Here is a 25,623-nt window from a genome sequence, read left to right as displayed (position 1 = left end):
ACCTTTATGAAAGAAGTTTGGAAACTAAATTTTTTGCACTTTCTGCCCACGTGATCCATGGAATACATGTGGAATCAGGGTGTGCATTTTTTTCAAATAACTCTCGCCATTTTAATATTTCTTCAGCAAGAACATTCGCATCTGTAGTACTAAAATAATAAGCTCCTTCTTGCGCTACCTCTCTTAAAACTGGTACATCCCTGGAAATCAGAGGTTTTTTATGCTGAGATGCCTCGATAAGCGGGAGTCCAAAACCTTCATCTTCAGAAGGATAGAGTAAACAATCTGACATTTCATAAAGTTTTGTAAGCAGCTCATCGCTGGCGTTATTCAGCCAGAAAAGATGGCGATCTTTATATTCATTTTTTTCTAGTTTCTGAATAATAGTCGGGATAGTTCGTCTAAGGTCATCAGGTAAACCCTTCCAGCCCTCTTTACCAACAATAACCAAATTCATATCTATGCCATCTTGCCAAAGCTTTTCAAAAGCAGAAATCGCTAATAGATGGCCTTTACGTGGTTCGATAGTTCCCACCATCAAAAAGGTCATTTTTTTATTGATTAGCTCCAGCATTTTCTCTTCTTCAGCGCTTATGCCACCATTTGGTTTAGAAGCTGTTATATCAGCCCCGTGGTGGGAGAAATCCATTACCAACTTATTGTTAACAATATTCCTCGTGCTCATCCATTTTGAAACTTCCTGAGCTACTGCGTCAGTCACACAAATGATTTTATCAGATTGAGATGTGATAATTTCTAACCATTTTCCAAAACTTTCATTGCTACCAGGGGGGAAAAACTCTGGTTTAGTCAATGGCAAAATATCATGTATCATAAATGCTATATGAACATTGGAACGCAACAGGTTATCGAAAAAATTGCAATTATAAGCATCGATGATTAAATCACATGCTAATTCTGAAGAAAAATACACATCACCTGCATAAAAATCAACCTGGCGATCGTCAACCATATAAGGAGAAATTTGAGGATAAAGCTTTTTCATAAACTGATTAGCCTCCCTCATAATATAACTATTATCTTTCTTTTCAAGATAAACAGGTACTAAATCCATATTCCCATCGCTGATTTTCATCAGTTCAACCAGCAAAGCACGAGTAACACGTTCAATACCTGTCCAAAGATCGGTCTTTCTTAGCAGGCTTACGTCAAAAAATATTTTTTTCCCCGACTTGATTTTAGGAAAATTTAAAGACAAGAGTTGCGCATATGAGCCAAACTGTTCGTCTTTTATATCAAGATTACTAATAACGTCATTTACTAACACTTTATTTTTACGATAAGTATTTTCAATGAAATCATAGTAGGATTGTGCGCATTTTTCAGGACTATGATATTGCTCAATATACGTCGCAGCGGAATTTCCCAGTGATAAACGATAGGATTCATCTGTACAGAGTTTATTGATGGCGTCTATTAATTCTGATATTACAAAGTCTTCGTCTAACTTTATAACTCTGTCTTCAGGCAACTCAGCCATGGAGCCATTTGCATTTATAATTGTAGGTAAGCCATAATTCATACAGTCGAGTACCGCTGCGGATGTTTCTCCTCGAGAGAGTGAACGTAACTGTACTGCTACGTCTGCAGCAATTAAGTATTGTCGATATAATTCATCAGAAGCCCAGCCTGTAATAGAAATATTATCTCCAAGACGGTAACGTTCAATCAAGTCTTCTATTTCGTCTTTATAAGAACCACCAAGTTCTCCTACGAATACGAGCTTGATATTTTTAGTTCTTTGTGCAGATGACATCCCTAATGCTTCAATGACTTTATGGTTAAGTTTTGTAAAATCCATAATACCAAAAGAGCATATAAGAATAGTCTGATCATCAATACCTAGCTGCTCACGGATATAACTGCGATCGATTTTGATGGGCGCAGCTCTTAGCAAATTAACTTTTTCCCAATCTAAAGAAACTGTACTGTGATACCATTTTCGCGCAAGTTTCCGCGCATGATCGGAATGTACAATGACCGCTAAGGCATTGCTCAATACATTAAAATTAGATGGGTAACGATACATTATATCTAAATCATTATTAATATCGCCGCGTTCTATCAATGCCTTATAGCCATGTGATGTCAGTAGTTGTTCACTCCACAGCTGTTGTGCCCCCGTCAACGACTCTTTATAACGATAATAGTTGCTTAAATAAAAATCATGTAAGCAAACGACGCCTGGGTAAACTTCCAGAACTTCATGCATGTATTCATGGAAAACTGAATTTCCTATTTGATAAATAATTCTGTCGTAACGCTTAGCATTTATTAAAAAATTTGGAACATCGATAATTTCATATTCAGGTTGATGATTAACTTCTGATTGGGAAGTATCAATCACTACATCAATATCATAATGATGGGCAAGAGCTGGCAACAACTCTTCGCTATATAATGATATTCCAGATTTTGCAGGAGACAATGGCGTAAAATAGGCGAGTTTCTTTTTTGTTGTCGTGTTAGTAGGTTTATTATTTTCTTGCTCAACAGAAAAAATATCTTCTATCGCTTTTAATGCAATTGAAGCAGTACGCTGCCAGGAAAATGCACTAGCACGGCTTGCGCCCTTTAACTTTATTTCTTCATAAAGTTCTTTATTTTCCAAGACATCCTCTATTTTTTTACGCATATCATCAATGCTCAGAGGATCAAATAGTGCTTCAGGAAAACCGATAACTTCTGGCAAACTGGTGTTACCTGCACCAACTACAACTGCTCCGCATGCCATTGCTTCAAGCGCAGGTAGCCCAAAACCTTCATGCCAGCTTGGAAAGACAAACAGGTGACATAAATTATATAAATCTACTAATTCACTGTCTGTCACATAGCCAGTAAATCTAACAGGCATAACATTCAAATGTGCTTTTTTGATTGCAGTTTTGAGATTGTTAATATCCCATTCAGACAGTTTTCCAGCTATAACAAACTCAAATTTCTCCTGAATAGTTTCTGATAATTCCCCAAGAGCCATAATAAGCGCTGGTAAATTTTTCCGCTCGTCTGCACCTCCTGAATAAAGCAGGAATGGCTTATTTATCGAATATTTTTCGAATAGCGCTTGCTTATCCTTTTGTGAAATATCTCGAATTTGAAAAATATCATCACAAGCAGTAGACACATTAACTATATCATTCGTTTTTTCAGAGAAATATTCCCAGCCTTCATTTTTTGAAAACTCTGAAATCGCTAATAATTTTCTGCATTTTTTTAGATATTCTATCTTTTCAAGATAAAACTTTTTATAGTTTTGGTTACCATCTAAATATTGTGCAGGGTTATGAAGGGGGATCAAATCATAAAGGGTGGCTACGACAGGTGTTTCTTTATCAAATTCTCCAACGCTCAGAACGCTATTGTCCTGATAACCTTCAAACATAGCCGGTACATAAATAACATCAGCATTTAAGCTCTTAAAAAAAGCTTCTCTAATAATTCGTGCATTATAGTTATTGTTATGATTAGCAACATTTTCATAAATGCACTCTCCCACTGGAGTCCAAAAACGGATATTGTCTCTTCCAACCAACGGAGCAAATTCGTTAATCAACTCATTAACAGGAAATATACCATTCCCACAAAGTATTATTTTGTGTTTTTTTTCTTTAGCCAGTTCAATCAGAGCTTTAGTGATCGCTCTAACATAGCGCCCAATTCCTCTGTAACGACTTTCTGACTGTAATCCCTGTAAATCTATAGCAATAAGCATTAAGAATTCCCTCTTTTAGCTTTGAGCATTTTTATTTTTTTTAGATTGGTAAGCGTATCTCTTGAGATAGTATCAGGCTCGGACACTTGTACAATTGGCTGCACTGCTGAAGGCTGTGTCTTGAGATAAAGAGATCTCATTTTTTCATAGTAGCCTGTTTTATGTGCAGCTTTAACCGCCAATTTTCTTATTGCTGGAACTGCAATAGCTTTTCTAGCTATCTTTATCAGAAAAATTTTGCCTCTGCCCTTTACATTCTCATTATTATAAATTTTGTTAAAAGCTAAATTAAGCTTACGTAATGGCGAAGTAATTTTCCATGACTTACTGTTGAATGTTTCTGCTAACAGATGTTGATGACGCCATAACTCGTGATGATAAGCTTCATTCTGACTTATACTAGCAGACAGCTCATTTTTTATTTTTGCGTTCTCAGTACTAAGCTTTTTGATTCGCGTACCAGTTGATGCTTTAAGCTGTTCAATTTCAAACTCAAGCTGCTTATTTTTTTCCAGCCAATAGTTTTCACTCTCAACAAACTGCAAATTGAGATTGCGTTGATATATATTTTCCAGCTCAATATTAAGTTGTGTAAAATCGAAATTTTCTTTAGTCCAATTATGCTTTTGTTTTACATAGTATTTAAGATGCATTTCTGCAATTTCTTTTTCGCTGGGTTTTGTTAAGCGCCAGAGGTAATAGTCTTTATTAAACATCCATTCAAACGGAACAAGATAATTCAATAAACAAAATCTAAGTTGCTTAACAAAGTCTGGACTGTGAATATCAATAAACTTGAAAGGTGAGTCACCTAAAACTTGAGAGGGTTTTCCCATTAATAGGGCTTCAAACCCCATGCTGGAGTTTATGGTAACGATTTTTCTGCAAAGTGCTATAAATTCTTGGGGTGTCAGTGAGTTTGTTTCTTTAAGAGCATCTTTATAATCGAGATGTCCATAAGGATGTTTTCTTAACAACCAGTTCTCATAATTACTTTTGACAAATGCTATTAATTCATGATTATTAAAACCATTGCTGAAGGCGATAATGTTTGAATCATCTTCTACCTGTAATGGGACTCCAGCGTCATATTCATCATGTCTACGTAAAGGCCTGACTACCTTTGTGAATAAGCTTTGTAATGCAGACCTACCCAGTAAAGGGTAGGCATCTTGTTCGTCCGAAAGACTTCTGTATCTATTCTCTGATTCCGTATTGCCATTAACACCACTAAAATCAAAATAGCATGTCGGTAAGTATACCGGATCGCGTAAGGGGCCCATCTCATTATGAATGACGGGTATATTAAACTTTTCTGCAGCCTTAACAATAGAGGGACAGTTAGACCATAGGATAATTGATTCTACATGATATTTAGTGAGTTGCTCTTCAAGACAGAGTTCAAATTTTTCCTGAAGTGGCGTAAATACTTTTGTGAGTAATTCACGCCAGACCAGATTTTTCGAACTTAACGAGTCTTCCAGCGGCTGAAAGATATTCTCTTCCCATATAATTTTTTCGAGAGCATCTAATTCTTGTTTCTTAGGCAAACTAACTTGATAAGCACTTAGCCAGTTTTCGGGAAGATGCTGTGGTACATCAGCAAAAATAGTTTTATGACCTATATGAATACTATCTTCAACCGGAAATTTTTTTATAGCTAGATAAAAGGCAGTCAAAAAAGTTTCATATGTATATTTAACATCATAAGGAAGCCAAAAAAAGATAAATTTAGATTTTTTCTTCATAAAATTATAATGCCTTTTTGATTTTGGTTATCCTAGCCAATTACTTTTTAGTGATGGTAATTTCAGCTGGCACATGCAACATACCACCAAAATTCTCTTTTAATAACTCTACTGGTGTGTTAACAGTAAAAACCTTCACACAAAAAACGCGATCATAAAATTCTTGCGCATATGGTTCCGGTTTTATTCCAATATCAATACGAAACTCGCCCATATAGAATGGGATAATGAAATCCCAGCTTAATATAATATGCTCTCCCGCTTTTAATTCGGGTAAACGTGCATCATAGTAGTTTGCATTCATGCTTAAAATCGGGAACCCATTTTTGTCCCCAATCAGCATGCCAACACATGCTCCAGCGACTACATCACGATTACATCTTATTACAGCATCAATTTTTATTCGATCTTTAGCATATGCGGTAGAGATAGTATCGCCTTGCTCATTTTTGAATTTAAAATCGAGGAACTCAAGATCAAGGCTACCCGTATTTTCCTGGAGCGAGTTTGCACGAAGGTCGGGATTAACTGTTATTTCAGGATCGTTTATTGCATTAACAATCAGGCCCGTTCTCTTCTGTTCAGAGAGGGATATTTTATTTTCTACAAGGGAATTTTGATATAAATCGCATACGTCTGCTGCTGGACCAAAAGCCTTTACTTCTCCATCAGCTATATAAACAGCTCGATTACAGAATTGTCGGACTTGAAAAAGCGCATGGCTAACAAACAGTATTGTTACATTATCTTGCAACATGCGATTCATACGCTGCATACATTTTGCCTGAAACGCTAAATCACCCACGCTTAGCGCTTCGTCGACAATCAGAATATCCGCTTTAACTGCTGTCGCAACTGAGAAGGCTACCCTTGCCTGCATTCCGCTTGAATATGTTCTGACTGGTGCATCGAAATATTCACCCACTCCCGCAAAATTTTCAACATCCTCAATAACGCTTTCCATTTCATCTTCGCCAATGCCTAATAATTGGCCAGCAATGATAGCATTTTGTCTGCCGGTGAAGTCTGGGTGAAATCCCATTCCCAACTCTAATAATGCAGCAATGCGTCCATTGGTTTTTATTTGTCCAGAAGAGGCTGCTGTTGTACCAGTAATTATTTTTAAAAGTGTACTTTTGCCTGCACCATTAATACCAATAATACCAACCGCCTCACCCTGTTTTATTTCGAACGAGATATTATTTAATACTTTTTTCTCGCGATGCCTTTTTATCTTTCCTGGGAAAAGCCATTCCAGCAGACGATCTGTCTTTTTGGGGTATTGCTTGTAAACTTTAGATATATTTTCTACTTTGATACTGTACATTATAATTCATCCACCATATCTGCCGCGTGCTTTCTAAATAGATAAAGACCTAAAGCGCAAAAAACTAATGCTATCAGTAGGGTCCAGCGCATTGCGAAGAAATCAGGCATCGTATTATGTACAAATATATTATGATATCCATTAACTAGCGATGTCATTGGATTATATTCTATATACCCTTGAGCCCACTTAGGTAATGTAGTGAGTACATAAACCACCGGTGTAAACCAAAACCAAAATTGTAAAAGAATAGAGACAAATTGACCAACATCTCTAAAAAAAACGTTTAATACGCCTAAAGTAATACCCAACCCAGTAGCAAACAAAATTTGTATAACCAGAACGGGGATAACATAAACTATATCTACCCCGGGAAAATTACCGGTTACTGCGAGGAAAACAAGAAACAAACAGAATATTATCAAGAAATTCAATATACATGATAATACGATAATAACTGGCAGACATATCCGTGGGAATGTCACTTTCTTTAACAGGTTTGCATTCTCGATAAACACTACCTGCATACGAGATAGTATTTCAGCAAACAGTCCCCAGGTAAGAATACCTGAACAAAGATAGATGCTGTAAGCGAAAGCCCCTGTATCTTGAGGTAACCTCGCCTGCATTATCTGCGAAAAAATGACGGTATAGACCACTATCATCGCTAATGGCTGTAATACCAGCCACGTTGCGCCTAGCATACTCGTTTGATAGCGAGATTGAAAATCTCGCTTAACACTACTCCACACGAAACCTCGATAACGTAATACAGCATTAAACAGTGAAATCACTGATCCTCTCCTTTTATCATTGTCAGTATTTCAGTTGTTTTTTCTGCCATTAATGTAGTGTTATTTTTTGATTCAACGTTAAGTCGGATAAGTGGTTCAGTATTTGAACAGCGAAGGTTAAATCGCCAGTTATCAAATTCAATACTAATGCCATCGGTAATATTTTTGTTACCCGCTAGCTTGTCAAAATGATGTTCAATTACAGCGATTTTACCTTTGGGATTATTGATTTTAGCATTGATTTCCCCGCTACAAGGAAACGCCTTCATTCTCTCTTCTACTTGCTGAGACAGCGTCTGCCCTTTCACCGCCAGCAACTCCGCCACCAGCAGCCAGGGGATCATACCGCTGTCGCAATAGGCGAAATCGCGGAAATAGTGATGCGCGCTCATCTCGCCGCCGTAAACGGCATCCTCTTCACGCATACGCTCTTTGATAAACGCATGACCGGTCTTTGACATAACCGGGATCCCGCCTGCTTTAGTCACGACATCAATCGTGTTCCAGGTTAACCGCGGGTCATGAATAATTTTGGCGCCAGGCTCTTTTTTCAGGAACGCTTCAGCCAGTAGGCCGACAATATAGTAGCCTTCAATAAACTCAGCGTTTTCATCAAACAGGAAGCAGCGGTCGAAATCGCCATCAAAGGCGATACCCATATCAGCGCTATGTTCGCGCACCGCGTCAGAGGTATCTTTGCGACACTCCGGCAGCAGTGGATTGGGGATGCCGTTCGGGAAGTTGCCATCCGCCTGATGGTGTACCTTGATAAAGCTGACCGGCGCATTGACCTGCTTAAAGCGTTTTTCAATCTCGTCGATTACGTGGCCTGCCGCGCCGTTACCCGAGTTGATCACCAGTTTCATCGGCTGAGTGAAATTCGCTAAATCGATATAGCCCATCAGATGATCTACGTAGGCGTCCAGTACGGAGATCTGCTTATAACTGCCGCGTTTGTCCGCCTCGACCTTAGCAAATTCATTCGCTTCCGCCAGACGTTGCACGTCGCGCAGACCGGTATCGCCACTGATAGGACGTGCGCCTTCACGTACCAGTTTCATGCCGTTATAATTCATAGGGTTATGGCTGGCAGTTACTTCAATGCCGCCATCAATGCCCAAATGGAAAGTCGCGAAATAGATCTCTTCCGTGCCGCTCAGACCAATATCCAGCACGTCGGTGCCGGCATCCATGAGGCCTTGCGCCAGCGCCATCTTTAGCGCCTCGCTGGTCAAACGGACATCGCCGCCCACCACAATGCTTTTTGGCTTAAGGAATTCACCATAGGCGCGACCAATACGGTATGCGATATCTTCGTTCAGCTCTTTGCCCAGCTCGCCGCGGATGTCATAGGCTTTAAAACAGGTCAGTGCTTCCATTATGTTCTGTATCCTTATTTACGGGCAAATTGCTCTTTAATCAAAATCAGGTCGTCGTCACCCAGGTAAGAACCTGACTGGATTTCCAGCAGCTCAAGCGGGATCTTGCCCGGGTTTTCCAGCGTATGCTGATGACCAATCGGAATAAACGTCGACTGGTTCTCAGTTAACAGCAGCGTCTTATCCTGGATAGTAACTTTGGCAGTGCCAGAAAGGATGACCCAGTGCTCGGTGCGGTGGTAGTGCATCTGCAGCTCAAAGGCTTCACCAGGCTTAACCGTAATACGGTTGACGTTAAAACGCCCTGTGTTCACGACTAAATCACAGCGGCCCCACGGCCAGTAGGTTTCACGATGGCGGCGATACTCGCTGCGACACTCGCTTTTCAGAAACTCGACCACGCGCTTAACGTCCTGCACCTGATCTTTGCGCGCGACCAGCACGGCGTCTTTGGTGTTAACGATAACCAGGTTTTCTACGCCTATCGCCGCGACCAGCTGGTCTTCGCTGTTGATATAGCAGTTTTTGGTGTTATGCAGAAAGGTATCGCCTTTCAGCGAGTTGCCTGCGTCATCTTTTTCATTCACTTCCCACAGCGCTGACCATGAGCCTACGTCGCTCCAGCCGGCATCCAGCGGCACCACTACGGCGGCATCGGTCTGCTCCATTACTGCGTAATCCACAGACTCATCCGGACAGGCGATAAAGTCGTCTTTATCAATGCTGATAAAGTCATTGCCTTCCTTCACGTTCGCCATCGCGCGACGACAGGCGTCGAGAATGTCAGGACGGAATTTTTCCAGCTCCTGCAGGTAGCGCTTGGCGCGGAACATAAACATGCCGCTGTTCCAGTAGTATTCGCCAGAGGCCAGATAGTCCTGCGCGGTGCTGAGGTTCGGCTTCTCAACGAAGCGCTGCACGCCGAACGGCGCGTCTTCTGCGCCCGGTAGCTGCTCGCCGCGGTGAATATAGCCGTAGCCGGTTTCCGGGCCGGTTGGCACGATGCCGAAGGTGACCAGATGTCCTTGCTTGGCATATTTGGTTGCGGTCTTGATTGCATCATGAAAAGCGGCACGATTATCAATAACGTGATCGGCCGCCAGCACCAGCAGAACCGGATCGTCGCCCTGCTCTACGGCGCTGATCGCCGCCAGCGCAATAGCGGGCGCGGTGTTGCGGCCCACTGGCTCCAGGATAATATTGTGCGACAGCTTGTTGATTTGACGTAGCTGTTCAGCGACAAGAAAACGGTGCTCTTCATTACAGATGACCAGCGGTGCGCGGGCTTCAACGCCAGAAAGGCGGTTGACGGTTTCCTGCAGCATGGAGTGTTCTCCATGCAGGCTAATGAACTGCTTGGGATAGAGTTCACGAGAGAGAGGCCATAAACGACTGCCGGTTCCTCCGGCCATGATTACTGGAAGTAACATTCCACATCCTCTAACAATTTCTGTTCGTGTTAATGCATTTCTGAGCGGGTTATTTTTTATTCAAAATTGAAAATAGCCACGCTACCGCCCTTGGCTTGCAGCAACCAATCTGCTGTGTGATGAAATAGTCATCGCTTAAGCTGTTTTTTGTACTGCCGTAATTAACGCAACTGCAACAGTTAAAGACCAACGCAAATACTACAATTTGTGCGGCCGAATTAACATGCTTATTGCTTTATTGTTTACGCCCTAAGCTTTATGGTTGCTTAACTGAGCTTCACAGCTACGGAAGCCAGGTTAACCCGGCAAAACAGCATAGTAGCGCATTCACTCTTCTGCTTTGATGTGGCACACAAAGGTTTGCAACGGCGGGTTAGTAAACAACCGTGGAGAGTATAGACGCCAGGAAAATTCTGTAAGTGACAGCGGCTTTACAATGGGTTTAATTGAACAGCCAGTAACCAAAAGCCTCCTGTTCAATAAGCTGAGCGAAATTAAGACAATAAAAAACCCGGCCTGGGCCGGGTTAGCGATTTGCTGCAAACTTAGCGAAACCCGTTCGGGTTCTTGCTCTGCCAGTTCCAGGTATCGCGCATCATCTCTTCGATCCCGCGCGACACGCGCCAGTCCAGCTCTTTGTCCGCCAGGCTGGCGTCAGCCCAGAAGGCCGCCAGGTCGCCGTCACGGCGCGGTTTGATCTCGTAAGGGATTTCTTTGCCGGAGGCGGCTTCAAATGCCTTAATCATCTCCAGCACCGAATAACCCTTGCCCGCGCCGAGGTTGTAGGCCTTATAACCTTCAACCTTCGATAAATGATCGAGCGCCTTCAAATGCCCTTCCGCCAAATCGACGACGTGGATGTAGTCGCGCTGACAGGTGCCGTCTGGCGTCGGATAGTCGCCGCCGAACACGCCGAGCTGCGGCAGACGACCAATCGCTACCTGCGCGATATAGGGCAGCAGGTTGTTGGGAATGCCGCTCGGGTCTTCGCCGATTTCGCCTGACTCGTGCGCGCCCACCGGGTTGAAGTAGCGCAGCGCGATAGCTTTGAATTTCGGTTCGGCGAAAGCGAAGTCGCGCATCACCAGCTCGATCATCAGTTTGGAGGTGCCGTAAGGACTGGTGGTACCGCCGATCGGCGTGGTTTCCACATAGGGAACCGGAGCGTCGGCGCCGTAAACGGTGGCGGAGGAGCTGAAGATAAAATCGAACACGCCCGCGGCGCGCATCTCTTCCAGCAGCACCACGGTGCCGGCGACGTTGTTCTCGTAATACTCCAGCGGCATGCGGGTCGATTCCCCCACCGCCTTCAGCGCAGCGAAGTGGATCACCGCGGAGATAGCGTGGCTGGCGAACAGATCGCGCAGGCAGGCGCGGTCGCGGATATCGCCTTCAACGAAGGTCGCTTTTTTACCGGCCAGCTTCTCGACGCGGTTAATCGCCTCGCGCGAGGCGTTGCACAGGTTATCCAGTACTACAACGTCGTCGCCGCGCTGCAATAACGCCAGCACCGTATGCGAGCCGATGTATCCCGCCCCGCCCGTTACCAAAATAGCCATGTGTGCTCCTGTCTAAGCTGCCGCGTCGGTGCGCGGCAAAACGTGAGAAAAGGTTATTTTGCCAGAATTTTCTCAATGGCGGCGCGGAATTCCTGCCCCATGGCGTTGCTACGCAGGCCGTAAGAGACGAATGCCTGCATGTAGCCGAGCTTGCGACCACAGTCAAAGCTGCGACCGGTCAGCAGCGCGGCGTCTACCGGCTTCTTCTGGCTCAGGCTGGCGATAGCATCAGTCAGCTGAATACGGCCCCACGCGCCTGGCTCGGTGCGCTCCAGCTCGCCCCAGATGTCGGCGGAAAGCACATAGCGGCCCACGGCAGCCAGATCGGAGTTCAGCGGCGCTGGCTCTTCCGGTTTCTCGACGAAGTCGGTGATCGTGCTGACGTCGCCTGGGTTGTCCAGCGGCTGCTCGGTGGTGATCACAGAGTATTCAGAGAGATCGGCGGTCGGCATATGCTGCGCCAGCACCTGGCTGTGGCCGGTCTCTTCAAAACGCGCCACCATAGCGGCAAGGTTGTAGCGCAGGTGGTCGGCGGTGGAATCATCCAGCAGAACGTCCGGCAGCACCACCACAAACGGGTTGTCGCCAATCATCGGGCGCGCGCAGAGAATAGAGTGGCCGAGGCCCAGCGGCTGCGCCTGGCGCACGTTCATGATGGTCACGCCCGGCGGGCAAATTGACTGCACTTCGCTCAGCAGCTGACGCTTGACGCGCGCTTCCAGCAGTGCTTCCAGCTCGTAGGTGGTGTCGAAGTGGTTTTCCACCGCATTTTTGGAAGCATGGGTGACCAGCACGATCTCTTTGATGCCCGCTGCAACGCACTCATCAATGATGTATTGAATCATCGGCTTATCAACGACAGGCAGCATCTCTTTTGGAATTGCTTTCGTCGCCGGGAGCATATGCATACCGAGACCCGCAACCGGGATTACTGCTTTAAGCTTGGTCATATTTTTTCCATTTCATGAAGTGAATACGTGCGGTCGATTATGCAGGATCGGCCAGAACTGCAAGTATAATCTTTATCCGAAAATCCGACACTAAATGCCTGTCATCCCTTAGAAATTCATCTTTTTCCCACTGTTCAGCCGCGCCATAAAGCGAGTAAAGACAAGCGCTAACCCGCCCGGAAAAACCGCCTGCCACAGCCGTTGCCGACAGGGGTTAATGCCAGGCTAAAAAAGACTCGGGCGGCACAGTGGCCGCCCGAGAAGAGGTGTGGATCAGAGCCAGCCGGCAAACCACTCCGGCATCACAAACAGGTTGAAATGGTTCACCAGCGCAATCACCACGATGAACAGCGCCGAGACCGAGACCCACTGCCGCGCATAGGGCATAAAGCGGATGCCGATAACCGGTTTGATAAAGAACGGATGGGCGAAGGCGGAGATCAGCACCTGCGAGATAGAGAGCGTCAGCGCCACGTAGAGCACGTTGGGCCAGATAAAGGTGGTTGCCAGCACCGCCAGCACCACCAGGCTCGCCACGATATTCCAGTAAAACTCGACGTTGGTACGTCCGTTCGCCTGGGAAATGGCGCCGGTCAGCCCGCCCATCGGACGCAGCATGCCGAACAGCAGCATCAGCGGGATCAGATGGTAAACCTGCTCATGGGAGGCGCCGTAAAGCACGCGTACGATCACCGGCGACAGAATGCCGATGGCGAGGTACATTGCGCTGCTGAACAGCATAATGACGAAGGTGCCCTTGAGGAACAGCCGTTTCAGCTGCTCGGGATCCTGCTGCTTCTCGGCGAAGCGCGGCAGCGCCAGGCGGTTAATCACCGGCGACACCAGCTTGAGCGGCTGAAGGATCAGCTCTTTCGCCAGCGAGTAGATGCCGAGCATCTCCGCGCCCATCACCTTGCCGACAATCAGTGCATCCGCCTGGGTGCGCAGCTGATTGATGGTCTGCGAGCCAAGCTGATAGGCGCCGTAGCGCACCGCGCCGACAAAGGTGGCTTTATCAAACGCCCAGGTGGGCCGCCATGCCTTCTCGCCGAAGGCGATCATGCAGAGAATGCGGGTAAAGGCGTTGATAAACAGGCCGAGGATCGCCGCCGCCACGGTCAGCGAGGTGAAGTAGAGCATCAGTAGCGTGCAGGCAAACGCAAACAGCTTGGTCGCCATCTCGATCTTTGCGAGCAGCACCATGCGTTTGGTTTTGATAAAGTGCGCCTGATACTGCGACAGATGGCCCAGCACAAGGAAATTGAGGCTGGTGAGCATAATCAGCCCCACCAGCTCCGGCAGATGGTAGAACCAGGCGATCGGATAAGCGACGCCCAGCAGGATCAGGCCGGTCATCAGGCTGAGCGACACGTTAACCCAGTAGATGGTGCTCTGCTCGCGCCGGGTGATCTGCTGGCGATGCACGATATAGCTGCTCATCCCCATATCCTGCAGCACGGTGGCGACCGCCAGAATGGCGTTGATGATCGCCAGCAGCCCCAGCTCGTGCGCTTCCAGCCTGCGCGCCAGCACGCTGAGCTGCAATACCTGCAGCAGCGCGGCAAAACAGGTGCTGCCGAACAGCCAGACCGCCTGTTTTTTCAAACCACTCACGCCAGCCGCTCCAGTAACTGCGCCAGCTCCCCGTAGGCGATATGCTGGTTAAACTCCGTTTCCACCTTATGGCGCGCCGCCGCCACCACCGGCGCGACGTCGACATCGCCCTGCGACAGCTTCAGCAACGTGTCGGCCAGCGCCTCGGCGTCATCCTCCGGCACCAGCCAGCCTGAGACGTTGTTCTCAATCAGCTCGGGAATGCCGCTGTGGAAGGTAGAGACCACCGGCAGGCCCACCGCCATCGCCTCCATCAGCGCCACCGGGATCCCTTCCATATCGCCGTCGGCGGCGGTTTTGGAGGGCAGCAGGAAGATATCCGCCTCGCTGAGCGCCGCGCGGATCTCCTCCTGTGGCTTAAAGCCCGGCATGCTGACGCACTCTTCCAGCCCGGCGTTGGCGATATGCTGACGCATCATCTCATCCTGATCGCCGTTGCCGATAATGGTGAACTCAAACTGGCCGCCGCGCTGCTTGAGGATCTCGCTGGCCTTCACCGCCACGTCGAGTCCCTTCTTCTCGGTGAGGCGCGCCACGGAGACGATGCGCAGCGGCGAATGAAACGCCTGACGCGGCTGGAAGTTAAACTTCTCCGGCTCGATGCCCATGCGCGTCACGTGGATCTTCTCCGGCGGACAGCCCATCTCGATTAGCTTGCGCTCCCAGAGATGGCTGATCGGCAGCAGCAGCTCGCTCTGCTCGAACAGATTGACGTAGTCCTGCTTGTGCTCTTCCAGAATATGACGGCGCGAAATATCGGCGCCGTGAAACACCGTCGCCTGTTTGCCCACCAGCACGCCCAGTTCGCGCAGCTTGTTGGCCAGCGCGCCCGCATAGCCGAAGTGCACAAGGAACACGTCGGCGGTATAGGGCTGGCTGGTGTTCGCCACGATCGAGGGCAGCAGCAGTTTGCTGGACTGCGCGCCGTAGCGGCGCACGTTCAGCGAGCGGATCAGCGCCGGTTTCGCCACCTTCGGCAGCACCAGCTTCAGCCGCTGGTTGAGCTTGTCGATATTCGACACCTTCTCTTCCGGCAGCAGATAGTGGGTGCGCGCCGCCAGATGATACTCGTCGAACGCCGCGTGGCGGTTCACCAGATCACCGGGAAAAACAGAGATGATTTCAACGTCGTAGCCGGCGTCGATAAAATGGGTCACCTGGTTCAGCACGAAGGTCTCAGAGGCGACCGGGAAACGCATGGTGAAAAAAGTCAGTTTCATAGCATTACCCCAATACGTTGAGGATCTCTTCAGTGATCCGGTTTCCGACTTCACGCTCATGCGCAACCGCCGTGTCGACCTGCTGTTTGATGGCGTCATAGTCCGCCAGCACCTTTTTTACTTTGCCGATCAGCGAGCCGTCCATCAGGCTCTTCACATCGGTCGCCATCTGCGGCAGCCCGAGCTGATTCATCACGCCCAGCGATTTATGTTCGTAGTTAATCGCCACGGCCGGCGTGCCGAAGTTCATGGAGATAATGGCGGAGTGCAGTCGCGTGCCGATGGTGAGATGGCAGTGGCTCAGCAAAATACCCAGTTCCAGATCGTTAAACTCATCCATGATGACCTGATAATGCTCAGGGTGATCGACGCTGTCGCGCAGCGTCAGCGCCACCATGCGGTCATCTTTGGCGTAGCTGTCGATGCCGGTGCAGGTTGAAAACGCCACCACCTGATAGCCTTCGGCAATCATCGCGTTGATCACGCGGCCAAAGGCGGCTTCATACTCTTTCTGCGTGACGCCGAGCCGTTTGTCGAACGGCGCCAGCTCGCGCACGGTAATGGCGATGGTTTTGCGGCGGCTGATGATCGCCTGCCAGTGCAGCAGATTGTGGCTCGGCTGCTCGACGCTGCGCGCGCGCACCAGAAAGGCGGTGTCCACCCCTGGCGCCACCTTGCGCGTCGTTACGCCATCTTTTTTCATTAACTCCAGGCTGACCGACTCGCGCAGCACCAGGCGGTCGACGCGGTCAAAGACGAAATTCGCCAGCGCGTTGACGCGCGGGTTCTGAAACGGACCCACCGAGTGGCCAATCAGCCAGATGGGCTTCTTCGCCATCAGGGCGCACAGCGCATGGTCGAACTGCGTGACGCCGTAGAGATCGACAAAGAACGAGCCGCCAACCTGAATAATGGCGTCGTACTGTTTCAGGCTGTCGGCGAAAGCGGCAAGATGCGCCGGCACGGCAAACGATTTAAACGGGCCGCCTTTGCCGAGATGCGCCATCATAATGTTCGGCATCAGGCGGTTGGCCACCTTGCGCTTGATGGTGCCGGCCAGGCCCTTTGCCGATTTGCTGTTATGCAGAAACAGCGAATCCTGTTTGATCTCCTGCTGGAGCAGATACCCAGAGCTTGTGGGATAACGGCTGATCACCTCAATCTCTACATCATCGCGGGCAGCGTGGATTGAGTCGATCAACCCACGGAGAATCGCGCCATCCCCGCGATTCCCACACGTATGGTTACCCACCAGTAAAATTTTCATCAAAAAAACTCCGAAAAATTTCTTCTAATTTTCTACCCGACCGGGTGCAGATGCGATGCGCCGGGTAAACAAGCCGCCATATCCTGAACGGGCAAAGTGAACTCTGTCGTTAAAAAATGCCAAAAAAGACCATCAAAAAAGTGCTCCCGAGGATACTGCTCGCGCCCTTCCCTGGGCGCGATAACTAAAACTACCCTTTAAGGGCGAAATAGGGCACGGCGCACTGCTCGCCGTTGATCACCATTGAGATAAAGCCTTTCGGTTTGCTGGTGTCCACCTGTTCGGCGCTGAGTGCGCGCGATGCCAGCAGCAGATCGCCCTGCTCGTTGCCGCCGATGCCCGCTTTGCCGTTGTGCAGGCTAAAGCGCTGCGGCGCGGCCACGTTGCCGGACGGCGGCGCGCTTTTCTCCATGCGCGCGTCGACGCGCGCGCAGCGGCCGGTGGCGAAGCGATCTTTGCTGGTGGTTTTCATCAGCACCACCGCCGACGGTGTCCAGCCCGCCAGCTTGACGAAGATGCGCACTTCGCTGTCGTTAGCGGCGACGTAGCGCACCTCGACCACCGGGCTGCTGCCTTCTGCCGACCAGCTCGCTTCTGCTTTGCTCTTCTTGCGCTGCAGCTGGATCACCGCGCGGCCGCCGGTGGCGCGATTGGCGATCGGGTTCATCAGCGGCTGGCTGGTGCTGCCGTTGCTAAACTCCGACTGACCGAAGATTTCAATCTCCCAGGCGTCGCCGACGGTTGGGGAATAGAGGGTACCCAGCTCGAACCACGTCTGCTGGTCGCTGTTATTCTCCAGCCGCCAGCGCGAGGTGATGTAGTTATATTTCAGGCTGCCGTCGATGGCGACACCGTACGACTCTACGCGCGTCGATCCCATCTCCCAGACGTTGAGCCAGCGCTCGCCCTGTTCAGAGTTATCGATCCAGCTGCCGGACTGCAGGTTGGTCTGGCGCATATTGAGGCGCGAGTTGTGGGCAATCAGCGGGTTTTTGCAATCTTCCAGGCTCAGCGCGTCGACGATCCACTGGCCGTTGGAGATATCGCCAGGATGGTCGCAGTGCTCGATCCAGCCGTTGTGGATCAGCGACTGGCTGCAGCGCGGCAGGTTCAGCACCATGCCGCCGCGACAGTTCTGGGCGTTGAAGTTAGAGAGTTCAATCGCGGTGCTGTGATCCCAGGCGCCCGCTTTACGGCCCGACCAGCCCGCTTTGATCACGTCGCCAGTACAGCGTGAGGCGTACCACTGGTCGATTTTGCAATCCAGGGTATCGAGCAGGCTGAGCGCGGTGCCGCCAACAGCGTTAAAACGCAGGCAGGCGCCGCGGAAGAACTGGCCGCCCTGGCAGGTGTTGCGGAACAGGCCCTGCTGGTTGGGGTGTTTGTCGCTGTTGCCGTTGAAGATCAGGTTGGAGATCTCCACCCAGCGCGCGTTGACGTCGAAAATAAAGTCCGACTGACCGTCAGAGACCAGCGTGGTGGCCGGGAAGTAACCAAAGTTGACCATGGCGCCGGAGATGCGGAAAAAGCGCCGCCCTTTATCGCCGAAGTCGCAGGCGGAGACAAAAAAAGTGCCGGCGGGAAACTGCACGCAGATGGGCTGCTCCGCCTGTTCCGACCACTGATACATCGCCTTGATAGCGGGCGCGGCGTCGGTTTTACCGTCGGCGATGGCGCCGAAGTCAAACAGCGACAGGCGGTTGAAATCGTCCACCACGCGACGCCAGTGGAAACCTTCGCCGGCGAAGTTAACGCCGCCGTCATCGGCTGCCTGCTGGAAGCTGCCGATAAACTCGCCGCCGCCCACTTCCAGCCCTTCATGCCAGCTTTTCAGCTTGATCTTCGCCCCTTCAAACAACGGGCGGGTTTTACGCAGCTCTTCTACCGAGGCGATTTCGCCAATCAGCTGATAGCCGCCCGGCTGCGCCAGACGCTGGCTGAACGCCGCCTGGCCCGGTCGGCTGACGTCGGGAATAGAGAACAGCGTGGTGCCGTCACGCTCTTTCACCGTCATGGAGTGCGCCGGATCGGCGATCAGCGCCGCGTTGTCATGCATAAAGCGCGCGAAACTGCCTTTATTGAGCGCAACAGGCTGGGTGATCTGCGACAGTTTGCCGCCTGCGTCGCGCAGAAACAGCGGGATCTGATTTCCCGGCTGGCTGGCGTCGCTGCCCGCTTTACCGATCCACAGCTCCCCTTCAAAGTTCTGCCAGAACTGCGGCGGCATGGCGTAGAGGTTTTCCGGCGTCAGAATCGGCACGTCGCCTTTCGGCAGCGCCGATGGCTCGATGGCTTTCAGGGCAACGCCGCTGCTTTTGGCGGCGTGGCTGGAGAACGCACTGACGGAGAGTGCGGCAACAATGGAGGAGGCTGCGGTCTGCAAGACTTCTCTTCTTTTCATGCATCTAATCCCGTAGTCGATGGGGCCGCGCAATGGGCCATAACGTGTTCCCTGAGGCTCGTTGCAATGTGGCCCTTCCCTGCCGCCGTTAAACCAGCGCCAGCCAGCTCTGCTTAATCTGCTTGCCGTCGAATTTCAGCGCGGTGGTTTTGGTGTTTTGACTCATGGCGTAGAACAGCGCGTCGTCGCTGGCGAGCTGATCCATGCGCGCCAGGAAGGTCGTCTTGTCGTTCATCGGCACCAGGAAGCCATCTTCGCCCTGGTTGATAATCTCCTGCGGACCAGTCGGGCAGTCATAGGCTACTACCGGCAGCGACCAGGATTTGGCCTCCAGCAGCACCAGCGGCAGTCCTTCATAGCGCGAGGTCATCAGCGCCATATCGCTGTCGCGATAGTAGTCGTTGATATTGCTGACGCGGCCGACAAAGTTGACGCTGCCGGTAATGCCGAGCGCCGCCGCCTGATCCTCCAGCTGCTGGCGCAGCTCGCCGTCGCCGGCGATCGCCAGCGTCCACTCAGGATGGGTCTGCACGAAGTCGCGCCAGATATCCAGCAGCAGATCGAACCCTTTCTGGTGATCAAGACGGCCGACCGCCAGCGCCTGACGGCTGCGCGTCTTACGCTCGAAGGCTTTGTAGACCACCGGGTTGGGGATTTGCTTACTGGGGATGCGCCAGCGGGAGAAGACCTGATGGTCTTTGTCGGTCAGGACGATGACCTGATCGTAGTAGCGCAGCAGCAGGTACTTGAGGAGTTTGATCGGCTTGCTGAAGGAGTTGATGGCGATATGTTCGCAGGCGTAGGCCTTGAAGCGTTTCTTCTTGCCGGAGAGCAGGCTCCAGAAGGCGAACATCACGCTCAGGCGCCCCATGCTGATCAGGAACACGCTGTCGAAGGCTTCATCGTGAATGCGCTTCACGATGCTTTTAATCGGGTTGCTGTGTCCCTCGAAGCTGACGATCTCTTTCACCTGCTCAAAGGGGTAGAAGGTTTTACCGCTGCCTTCCAGCGAATAGATGGTGACGTCGTGCGTTTCGCCCAGACACTCGGACATAAAGTTGCAGATGTTCTCAGTGCCGGCGTACGAATAGGCATCTTTGATCACCAGGACGATTTTTTTCATTTAACGCTACCCACCTCAAAAGAGTAAAAAGACAATCCGGTTATCGATGCTTAAGGGTAAACAGCACGCCGTTCACCATATACCAGCCGTAATAGTAATAGATTTTTAAAGGATTGTTTTTATAGATAATTCTTAATAATTCCAGGTGCCACTTCGCCGCTTTGTTCTTGTTGCGCGAAAGGGAATCGCCTAATTCGTAATAGTTGACGAGAATGCTCTGAATCACGCGCGCCTGTTTGTAGCGGGTGAAGAGTTCATAGAGGAACAGGAAGTCTTCGTGCCCTTTACGCTGGAAGAAAATGCCCTGCGGCGGACGACGGAAGCAGACTGAGGAGAAGCAGACGCGATACTGCTTCTTCACGAAGTTTTCCTGCTGAAGGTAAGGCTTGCTGTAGGTGATATCGTGATCGGCGTTTTTGGTTTTGTAGTGATATTCGGTGATCACAAAGTCATCGCCCGCGGCGATAGCGGCGGCCTGCTGCGCCAGTTTGTCGACGTGCCATTCGTCATCGCTGTCGAGAAAGGCGATGATCTCCTCTTTCGCCGCGCGCAGCCCGACGTTACGGGTTTCTGCCGCGCCGAGGTTCACTTCGTTGTCGAGGATGGTGATGCGCGGATCCTGGCAGTGCTCGCGCACCAGGGCCAGCGAATCGTCGGTGGATTTGTCGTTGATCAGGTAAAGGTGCCAGTCCGGCCAGGTCTGATTCATCACCGATTGCACGGCGCGCAAAACCGTCTGACGTGCGTTATACATCGGCATCACAATGCCAACGGTGCCAACTTGGTTCGTCATATTCATACCTGAATAAAAGAGTTATTCCGGGAAAGCGCTCCCCGCGCCGGGGAGCAGAGAAGAAGATCAGGAAACCGCTTTTTCACCGCCCAGCCGCGCCCGAAGCTTGTCTTTGACGCGGTTGAGAAAGTAGGACTGATTGTCTTTATTGGTGAGAAAGAAGTAGCGGGCGAAGCTCAGGCTCGCCATCAGCGACTTGCCGTCCATTTTGTAACGCAGCGGCAGTTTAAAAGCCTTGTAGGTGTGGACGTCGCGCGCGGTCAGATGCGGCTTCATGGCATCCAGCCAGAAAAGCGAATATTTCACCGATTCGCCTTTATGCTTGGATCCAAATTTCGTCACCAGATGGTAGGTCGCCAGCGGACGCGGGATCATCACGAATTCATAGCCGAGACGATCGGCACGAATGCAGAAGTCGTAATCCTGGTGGCGGATATAGCGCGTGTCGAACTGGATGCGCGCGGCATCTTCGCGCTTCAGCACCAGCGTGCTGGTCTGCATAAAGCCGTAACAGCCGAACAGGTACTCCGCCACGGTCTCGTTTTTGCCTGGCGTCTGCATCGGCATCACCTTCAGAAAGCTGCCGTCCTGATAGATGTTGACCTGGCTGTAGATAATGAATTTGCTTTTGCCCTGCGCTTCCAGCTCCTGAATTTTGCGGCTGGTCTCCAGCAGCTTGTCAGCGTGCCACTCGTCGTCAGCGTCGAGAAAGCTGATATAGTCGCCGGTCGCCAGCTCAATCCCCTTGTTGCGCGCGCCTGCGCCGTTCAGTTTCACCTCGGAGAGCACCAGGTTAATGCCCAGATCCTGATAGCGTTCGCCGTTAACCACCTCCGCCAGCGCCGCCGCATCGGCGGATTTGTCGTCAACGATAATCACTTCGAAATTGCGATAGCTCTGCGCCTTCACGCAATCCAGCGTTGCCACGATCGACTGCGAGGCGTTGTACGCGGGTATTACAATGGAGAAACGAATGTCCTTCATGCCAGTACCTCTTAAAAACAGGGCTGAAATCGAGAAAAAAGGGGTGCGCCCCGCGCGGCGGCGTCGGGCGCACTCCCGTCAATCAGTAAGGGTTACCTGAGCGGTCCTGACTGGCTGGCGACACCTCTGCCGCCACCTTTTTCTTGTTGCTGCTGCCGATAAAAGGCTTTTCAACATAGAGATAGGTCATCTTCGCCACATAGAACGAAAGAATAAAAAACAGCGTGGAGATCAGGGTGTAGACCACCATATTGTGCGGCACCGCGCTCAGTGGGATCTGCTTGATAAAGTAGAGCACCACGCCGTGGATCAGATAGAGGCTGTAGCTCACCTCGCCGATCGACATCAGGGTTTTGTTCTCCAGCATGCCCAGCAGGTTGTTGCCGCTGCTCACCACGAAGAAGATCGCCGTCAGGCAGCAGAGGAACACCAGGTACCAGAAGGCGTTGCTGGTAAAGCCAAGCGCGAAAATCGCCAGCAGGATGCAGAGCACGCCCGCCATACGCGACTGTTTGAAGCAGGCCAGCCGATCGCGCCAGGTATAGGCAAAGTAGCCCATCGCGAAGCCGAGCACCGGACGCGGGTCGGTATAGGTTTTGCCCCACAGGCGCAGCGCGACGGCGACGCAGAAGATGGCGCCGATTGAGCCGAGGATCAGCAGGGTTTTGTATTTGCCCTGGGTCGCGCGGTTCACCACGAAAATCAACGGGATCGAGAGATAGAGCAGCCATTCCAGACGCAGCGTCCACTCCACGCCGGCGTTGACGTCGGCGGTGAGAAAGTCGCCTATATGGTAGCTGCCGACGAACAGCAGCCAGAGCGCCGCATCAGTCAGGCTGTGGGCGTTGATATGCAGGCCGCCCTGCACCAGGCCGACCAGAATGATCACCAGCCCGGAGAACCAGAACATTGGCACGATGCGGCGCACGCGCGATTTCAGCAGCTTCCAGGTGAGCTGGCTCGCCGGCATGCCGTCGTTGTCCAGCCAGCGATAGAACAGGAACGCCGAGATCATAAAGAACAGCAGCACGCCGAACTTGCCGGCGTTGACGAAAAAGTTGCCTTCGGAGAACCAGACGAAATAGTCCTTATCGAAGATCCAGTTGCCGTCGAGCGAATAGAGATAGTGCACCAGATGGGAAAACGCGACGATGCTTGCCAGCAGCGCGCGCAGCCCCGAGATGCTTTTAATACCGCTGCCGTTATAAATACCTTTATGGAACGACGTGGCGCGCAGAAAGAGCAGCGCCAGACAGAACGACACCACCATGATTAATACGTACATGACAACTCCTGAAGCCACAGAGACGGATAAGATTTAGCTGCCGGCGTGCGACAGCTCTTTACCGAAGTTGGCACTGATGACATCAAAGGTCTGCTGCGCTTTCTGCTGATAAAGCGATTCGGACGGGTGAATACAGTCCGCCGACATGGCGCTCTGCCAGTCGCGCTTCGCCTTAATCGCCGTCCACTGCTTCACCACCGGCACGTTCTGCGCCTTCGCCACCTCATTCAGCTGGTAGACGTAGGGCCAGACGTTCCAGCGCTCGACCTTGCCGCAGATGGGATTCGGCTCCTGCAGCACCACCAGCTTGTGGTGCGCCTTCGCCTCTTTCACCAGCGCGGTGATAATGCGGCCATACTCTTCCGGGCTCTCCAGATGGGTGTTTTTGTCCTTGAAATAGAAGTGACGCGCGTCGTTGATGGCGTAGTTCAGCAGGATCATCTGCGCACTGGAGTTCGCCATGCGCTCGCTCCAGCCGCTGGCATCCTCTGTTCCCTTCTTATAAAGCAGCTCCGCCGCCTGCGCGCCCGGCACGCCATGATTTTTCACCTCGATGGCGTTGCCATATTTGCTCTGCAGCATTTTCTGCAGGTAAGCCATCTCGTTGCCTGGCGTAATGATATTTTTCCCGCCTGACGACATCACGCCAGCGGTGGTGGAGTCGCCATAGGCGTCGATAATAAATGCGCCTCGACCGTCGGCCGCCTGCGCGAAGCAGGAGGCTGACAGGATCACGGCGGCGATAAGCGATTTAGTCATGTTACCTCTCCGTTTAATGGAATAACCTGAATTGCTGAGCCACTTCATAGCCGACAACGGCCTGCTTCAGGGAAATCGTGTTGTAATAGAGGTAATAGACAAGAAAGAAAGCGAACATCGCGAACATGGCCGGCTTGAGTATCGGTTTCACCTGATAGACCAGCGAGGCCAGAATAATCGGCTCGACCTGCAACAAATAGTTGGAGAGGCGCGCGCCTGACGAATAGTTATAGAAGAAGATACGGATGCCGCCGCCGATGGCGAAGGTCAGCACCAGCAGATAGTTCAGGCGATACTGCTGATAATTATACTTTTTAATCGAGTCGCTCAGCAGGAAGTAGACGAAGATACACACCAGCATGATGTTCTTCAGGTTCGACACTGAGAAGATGCTGCCCTCGCCGGTGTTGGAGGTTTCGTTGCTGTAGCCTTCAGCCCTCTCCCCTAGCGATCCCAGATGCGCCGAGATCAGCGAGATAAAGCTGGTACCGCCGACTTTCGAGGCGGGAATGCTCAGCAGGATAATCGCCACCGGCCACCAGCGTGAGTCGCGGATAAACAGGAACGGCACGATAGTGACCACCATCACCGCGGTGTTGTGGCTGAAAAAGGAGAGCAGCGTAAAGGCCAGCGCCATCCAGTAGCGCTTCAGGTAGATATACCAGATGACGCCGAGAAACAGTGCCGAGCTGAGGCCGAAGCGGATCTGGTTCATATCTTTGTTGATAAAGATATGTGCCGAGTAGAGCGCCAGCGCGAGGATCGGATAGGGCGACATCTTTTTAAAGAAGACCGCGTTCACCGAGACCGCCAGCAGGCAGAAGATAAACAGGAAGATATCGGCGTTGTGCGAAAACAGGCTGGTCAGATAGGCCAGGCCGAAAATCAGCGGTTCATAGCGGAAAAAGGCCACCGTTTCGGCGAAGCCGTTCACCTGAATACGGTTAATAAAGTCGGCGAAGAAGCTGCGGTACTGATAGTCATCCATGCCGGTGCCGAGACCGCGGATACCGCCGAACACCACCAGCGTTGCGGCGGCGATGCAGAGCAAATAGGTCAGGATATGGGTGGTGCGTTCGTCTTTTTTCAGCAAGATTTCCACGATCGAAATCAGCAGCAGAAACCCTGATATATACCAATATGGAGCCATGGTGTGATCCCTTAATTCCACACGTTGTCAGCTCAAGAGCCCGTGCGCCTGATGCCGGCGCAACGCTGCGCAGAGGCGCGTGCCTTGTCGCTGAACCATTCTGTTAT

The 25,623-nt window shown here is 50.7% G+C and carries 18 protein-coding genes; all 18 read right to left on the bottom strand.

The window, feature by feature from the left end; genetic code table 11:
• Nucleotides 1-4 precede the first annotated feature (4 nt).
• Nucleotides 5-3,733, bottom strand: a complete 3,729-nt coding sequence (locus MC269_RS06340; RefSeq protein WP_239954486.1) for a glycosyltransferase — start codon at nucleotides 3,731-3,733, stop codon at nucleotides 5-7.
• On the bottom strand, nucleotides 3,733-5,481 hold the full coding sequence (locus MC269_RS06335; protein ID WP_239954485.1) for a hypothetical protein: 1,749 nt from the start codon (nucleotides 5,479-5,481) through the stop codon (nucleotides 3,733-3,735). The genes MC269_RS06340 and MC269_RS06335 overlap by 1 nt, the downstream gene beginning before the upstream one ends.
• Nucleotides 5,482-5,521: 40 nt before the next feature.
• Complete coding sequence (locus MC269_RS06330) at nucleotides 5,522-6,808, bottom strand: ABC transporter ATP-binding protein (protein ID WP_239954483.1); 1,287 nt, start codon at nucleotides 6,806-6,808, stop codon at nucleotides 5,522-5,524.
• A complete protein-coding gene (locus tag MC269_RS06325; RefSeq protein ID WP_239955080.1) occupies nucleotides 6,808-7,593 on the bottom strand; it encodes an ABC transporter permease in 786 nt (261 codons plus the stop codon). Before MC269_RS06325 ends, MC269_RS06330 begins: the two co-directional genes overlap by 1 nt.
• A gap of 5 nt (nucleotides 7,594-7,598) precedes the next feature.
• Nucleotides 7,599-8,981: a phosphomannomutase CpsG gene (cpsG, locus tag MC269_RS06320; RefSeq protein ID WP_239954481.1), complete on the bottom strand. Its 1,383-nt coding sequence runs from the start codon at nucleotides 8,979-8,981 to the stop codon at nucleotides 7,599-7,601.
• Between the two features lie 14 nt (nucleotides 8,982-8,995).
• Nucleotides 8,996-10,411 (bottom strand): mannose-1-phosphate guanylyltransferase/mannose-6-phosphate isomerase, encoded by a 1,416-nt coding sequence (locus MC269_RS06315; protein ID WP_239954479.1) that lies wholly within the window; start codon nucleotides 10,409-10,411, stop codon nucleotides 8,996-8,998.
• A 545-nt stretch (nucleotides 10,412-10,956) separates the two neighbouring features.
• Nucleotides 10,957-11,970 carry a UDP-glucose 4-epimerase GalE gene (gene galE, locus MC269_RS06310; protein WP_239954478.1) on the bottom strand — a complete coding sequence of 338 codons (1,014 nt, stop codon included), beginning with the start codon at nucleotides 11,968-11,970 and terminating at the stop codon, nucleotides 10,957-10,959.
• A gap of 53 nt (nucleotides 11,971-12,023) precedes the next feature.
• Nucleotides 12,024-12,920, bottom strand: coding sequence for a UTP--glucose-1-phosphate uridylyltransferase GalF (galF, locus tag MC269_RS06305; protein ID WP_081140499.1), 897 nt, complete (start codon nucleotides 12,918-12,920; stop codon nucleotides 12,024-12,026).
• Between the two features lie 273 nt (nucleotides 12,921-13,193).
• The gene (locus MC269_RS06300) at nucleotides 13,194-14,534 is read right to left on the bottom strand and encodes an MOP flippase family protein (RefSeq protein ID WP_239954477.1); all 1,341 of its coding nucleotides are present in this window, start codon (nucleotides 14,532-14,534) and stop codon (nucleotides 13,194-13,196) included.
• On the bottom strand, nucleotides 14,531-15,754 hold the full coding sequence (locus tag MC269_RS06295) for a glycosyltransferase (protein ID WP_239954476.1): 1,224 nt from the start codon (nucleotides 15,752-15,754) through the stop codon (nucleotides 14,531-14,533). Before MC269_RS06295 ends, MC269_RS06300 begins: the two co-directional genes overlap by 4 nt.
• A 4-nt stretch (nucleotides 15,755-15,758) precedes the next feature.
• Nucleotides 15,759-17,021 carry a colanic acid biosynthesis pyruvyl transferase WcaK gene (wcaK, locus tag MC269_RS06290; RefSeq protein ID WP_239954475.1) on the bottom strand — a complete coding sequence of 421 codons (1,263 nt, stop codon included), beginning with the start codon at nucleotides 17,019-17,021 and terminating at the stop codon, nucleotides 15,759-15,761.
• A 190-nt stretch (nucleotides 17,022-17,211) separates the two neighbouring features.
• Nucleotides 17,212-19,422: a phage tailspike protein gene (locus MC269_RS06285; protein WP_239954474.1), complete on the bottom strand. Its 2,211-nt coding sequence runs from the start codon at nucleotides 19,420-19,422 to the stop codon at nucleotides 17,212-17,214.
• An 88-nt stretch (nucleotides 19,423-19,510) separates the two neighbouring features.
• Complete coding sequence (locus MC269_RS06280; RefSeq protein ID WP_081140494.1) at nucleotides 19,511-20,545, bottom strand: glycosyltransferase; 1,035 nt, start codon at nucleotides 20,543-20,545, stop codon at nucleotides 19,511-19,513.
• 40 nt (nucleotides 20,546-20,585) lie between these two features.
• Nucleotides 20,586-21,338 (bottom strand): glycosyltransferase family 2 protein, encoded by a 753-nt coding sequence (locus tag MC269_RS06275; RefSeq protein WP_081140513.1) that lies wholly within the window; start codon nucleotides 21,336-21,338, stop codon nucleotides 20,586-20,588.
• Between the two features lie 66 nt (nucleotides 21,339-21,404).
• A complete protein-coding gene (locus MC269_RS06270) occupies nucleotides 21,405-22,322 on the bottom strand; it encodes a glycosyltransferase family 2 protein (RefSeq protein ID WP_081140493.1) in 918 nt (305 codons plus the stop codon).
• 82 nt (nucleotides 22,323-22,404) lie between these two features.
• Nucleotides 22,405-23,607, bottom strand: coding sequence for an acyltransferase (locus MC269_RS06265; RefSeq protein WP_239954473.1), 1,203 nt, complete (start codon nucleotides 23,605-23,607; stop codon nucleotides 22,405-22,407).
• Between the two features lie 33 nt (nucleotides 23,608-23,640).
• Nucleotides 23,641-24,366: an SGNH/GDSL hydrolase family protein gene (locus MC269_RS06260; protein ID WP_239954472.1), complete on the bottom strand. Its 726-nt coding sequence runs from the start codon at nucleotides 24,364-24,366 to the stop codon at nucleotides 23,641-23,643.
• Between the two features lie 13 nt (nucleotides 24,367-24,379).
• Nucleotides 24,380-25,516 (bottom strand): EpsG family protein, encoded by a 1,137-nt coding sequence (locus MC269_RS06255; protein WP_239954471.1) that lies wholly within the window; start codon nucleotides 25,514-25,516, stop codon nucleotides 24,380-24,382.
• Between the last annotated feature and the right edge of the window lie 107 nt (nucleotides 25,517-25,623).

The organism is Pantoea sp. Z09 (genome assembly GCF_022394795.1).
Taxonomy (GTDB): domain Bacteria; phylum Pseudomonadota; class Gammaproteobacteria; order Enterobacterales; family Enterobacteriaceae; genus Pantoea; species Pantoea latae.
This window is presented reverse-complemented; position numbering and strand designations above follow the sequence as displayed.

Bases quoted from the DNA above. Each gene is read 5' to 3' on its own strand.
- MC269_RS06330 (WP_239954483.1), bottom strand. From the start codon at position 6,808: ATGTACAGTATCAAAGTAGAAAATATATCTAAAGTTTACAAGCAATAC.
- MC269_RS06280 (WP_081140494.1), bottom strand. From the start codon at position 20,545: ATGAAAAAAATCGTCCTGGTGATCAAAGATGCCTATTCGTACGCCGGC.
- MC269_RS06335 (WP_239954485.1), bottom strand. From the start codon at position 5,481: ATGAAGAAAAAATCTAAATTTATCTTTTTTTGGCTTCCTTATGATGTT.
- MC269_RS06315 (WP_239954479.1), bottom strand. From the start codon at position 10,411: ATGTTACTTCCAGTAATCATGGCCGGAGGAACCGGCAGTCGTTTATGG.
- MC269_RS06265 (WP_239954473.1), bottom strand. From the start codon at position 23,607: ATGTACGTATTAATCATGGTGGTGTCGTTCTGTCTGGCGCTGCTCTTT.
- MC269_RS06275 (WP_081140513.1), bottom strand. From the start codon at position 21,338: ATGACGAACCAAGTTGGCACCGTTGGCATTGTGATGCCGATGTATAAC.
- galF (WP_081140499.1), bottom strand. From the start codon at position 12,920: ATGACCAAGCTTAAAGCAGTAATCCCGGTTGCGGGTCTCGGTATGCAT.
- MC269_RS06285 (WP_239954474.1), bottom strand. From the start codon at position 19,422: ATGAAAAGAAGAGAAGTCTTGCAGACCGCAGCCTCCTCCATTGTTGCC.
- MC269_RS06255 (WP_239954471.1), bottom strand. From the start codon at position 25,516: ATGGCTCCATATTGGTATATATCAGGGTTTCTGCTGCTGATTTCGATC.
- galE (WP_239954478.1), bottom strand. From the start codon at position 11,970: ATGGCTATTTTGGTAACGGGCGGGGCGGGATACATCGGCTCGCATACG.
- MC269_RS06260 (WP_239954472.1), bottom strand. From the start codon at position 24,366: ATGACTAAATCGCTTATCGCCGCCGTGATCCTGTCAGCCTCCTGCTTC.
- cpsG (WP_239954481.1), bottom strand. From the start codon at position 8,981: ATGGAAGCACTGACCTGTTTTAAAGCCTATGACATCCGCGGCGAGCTG.
- MC269_RS06295 (WP_239954476.1), bottom strand. From the start codon at position 15,754: ATGAAACTGACTTTTTTCACCATGCGTTTCCCGGTCGCCTCTGAGACC.
- MC269_RS06340 (WP_239954486.1), bottom strand. From the start codon at position 3,733: ATGCTTATTGCTATAGATTTACAGGGATTACAGTCAGAAAGTCGTTAC.
- wcaK (WP_239954475.1), bottom strand. From the start codon at position 17,021: ATGAAAATTTTACTGGTGGGTAACCATACGTGTGGGAATCGCGGGGAT.
- MC269_RS06270 (WP_081140493.1), bottom strand. From the start codon at position 22,322: ATGAAGGACATTCGTTTCTCCATTGTAATACCCGCGTACAACGCCTCG.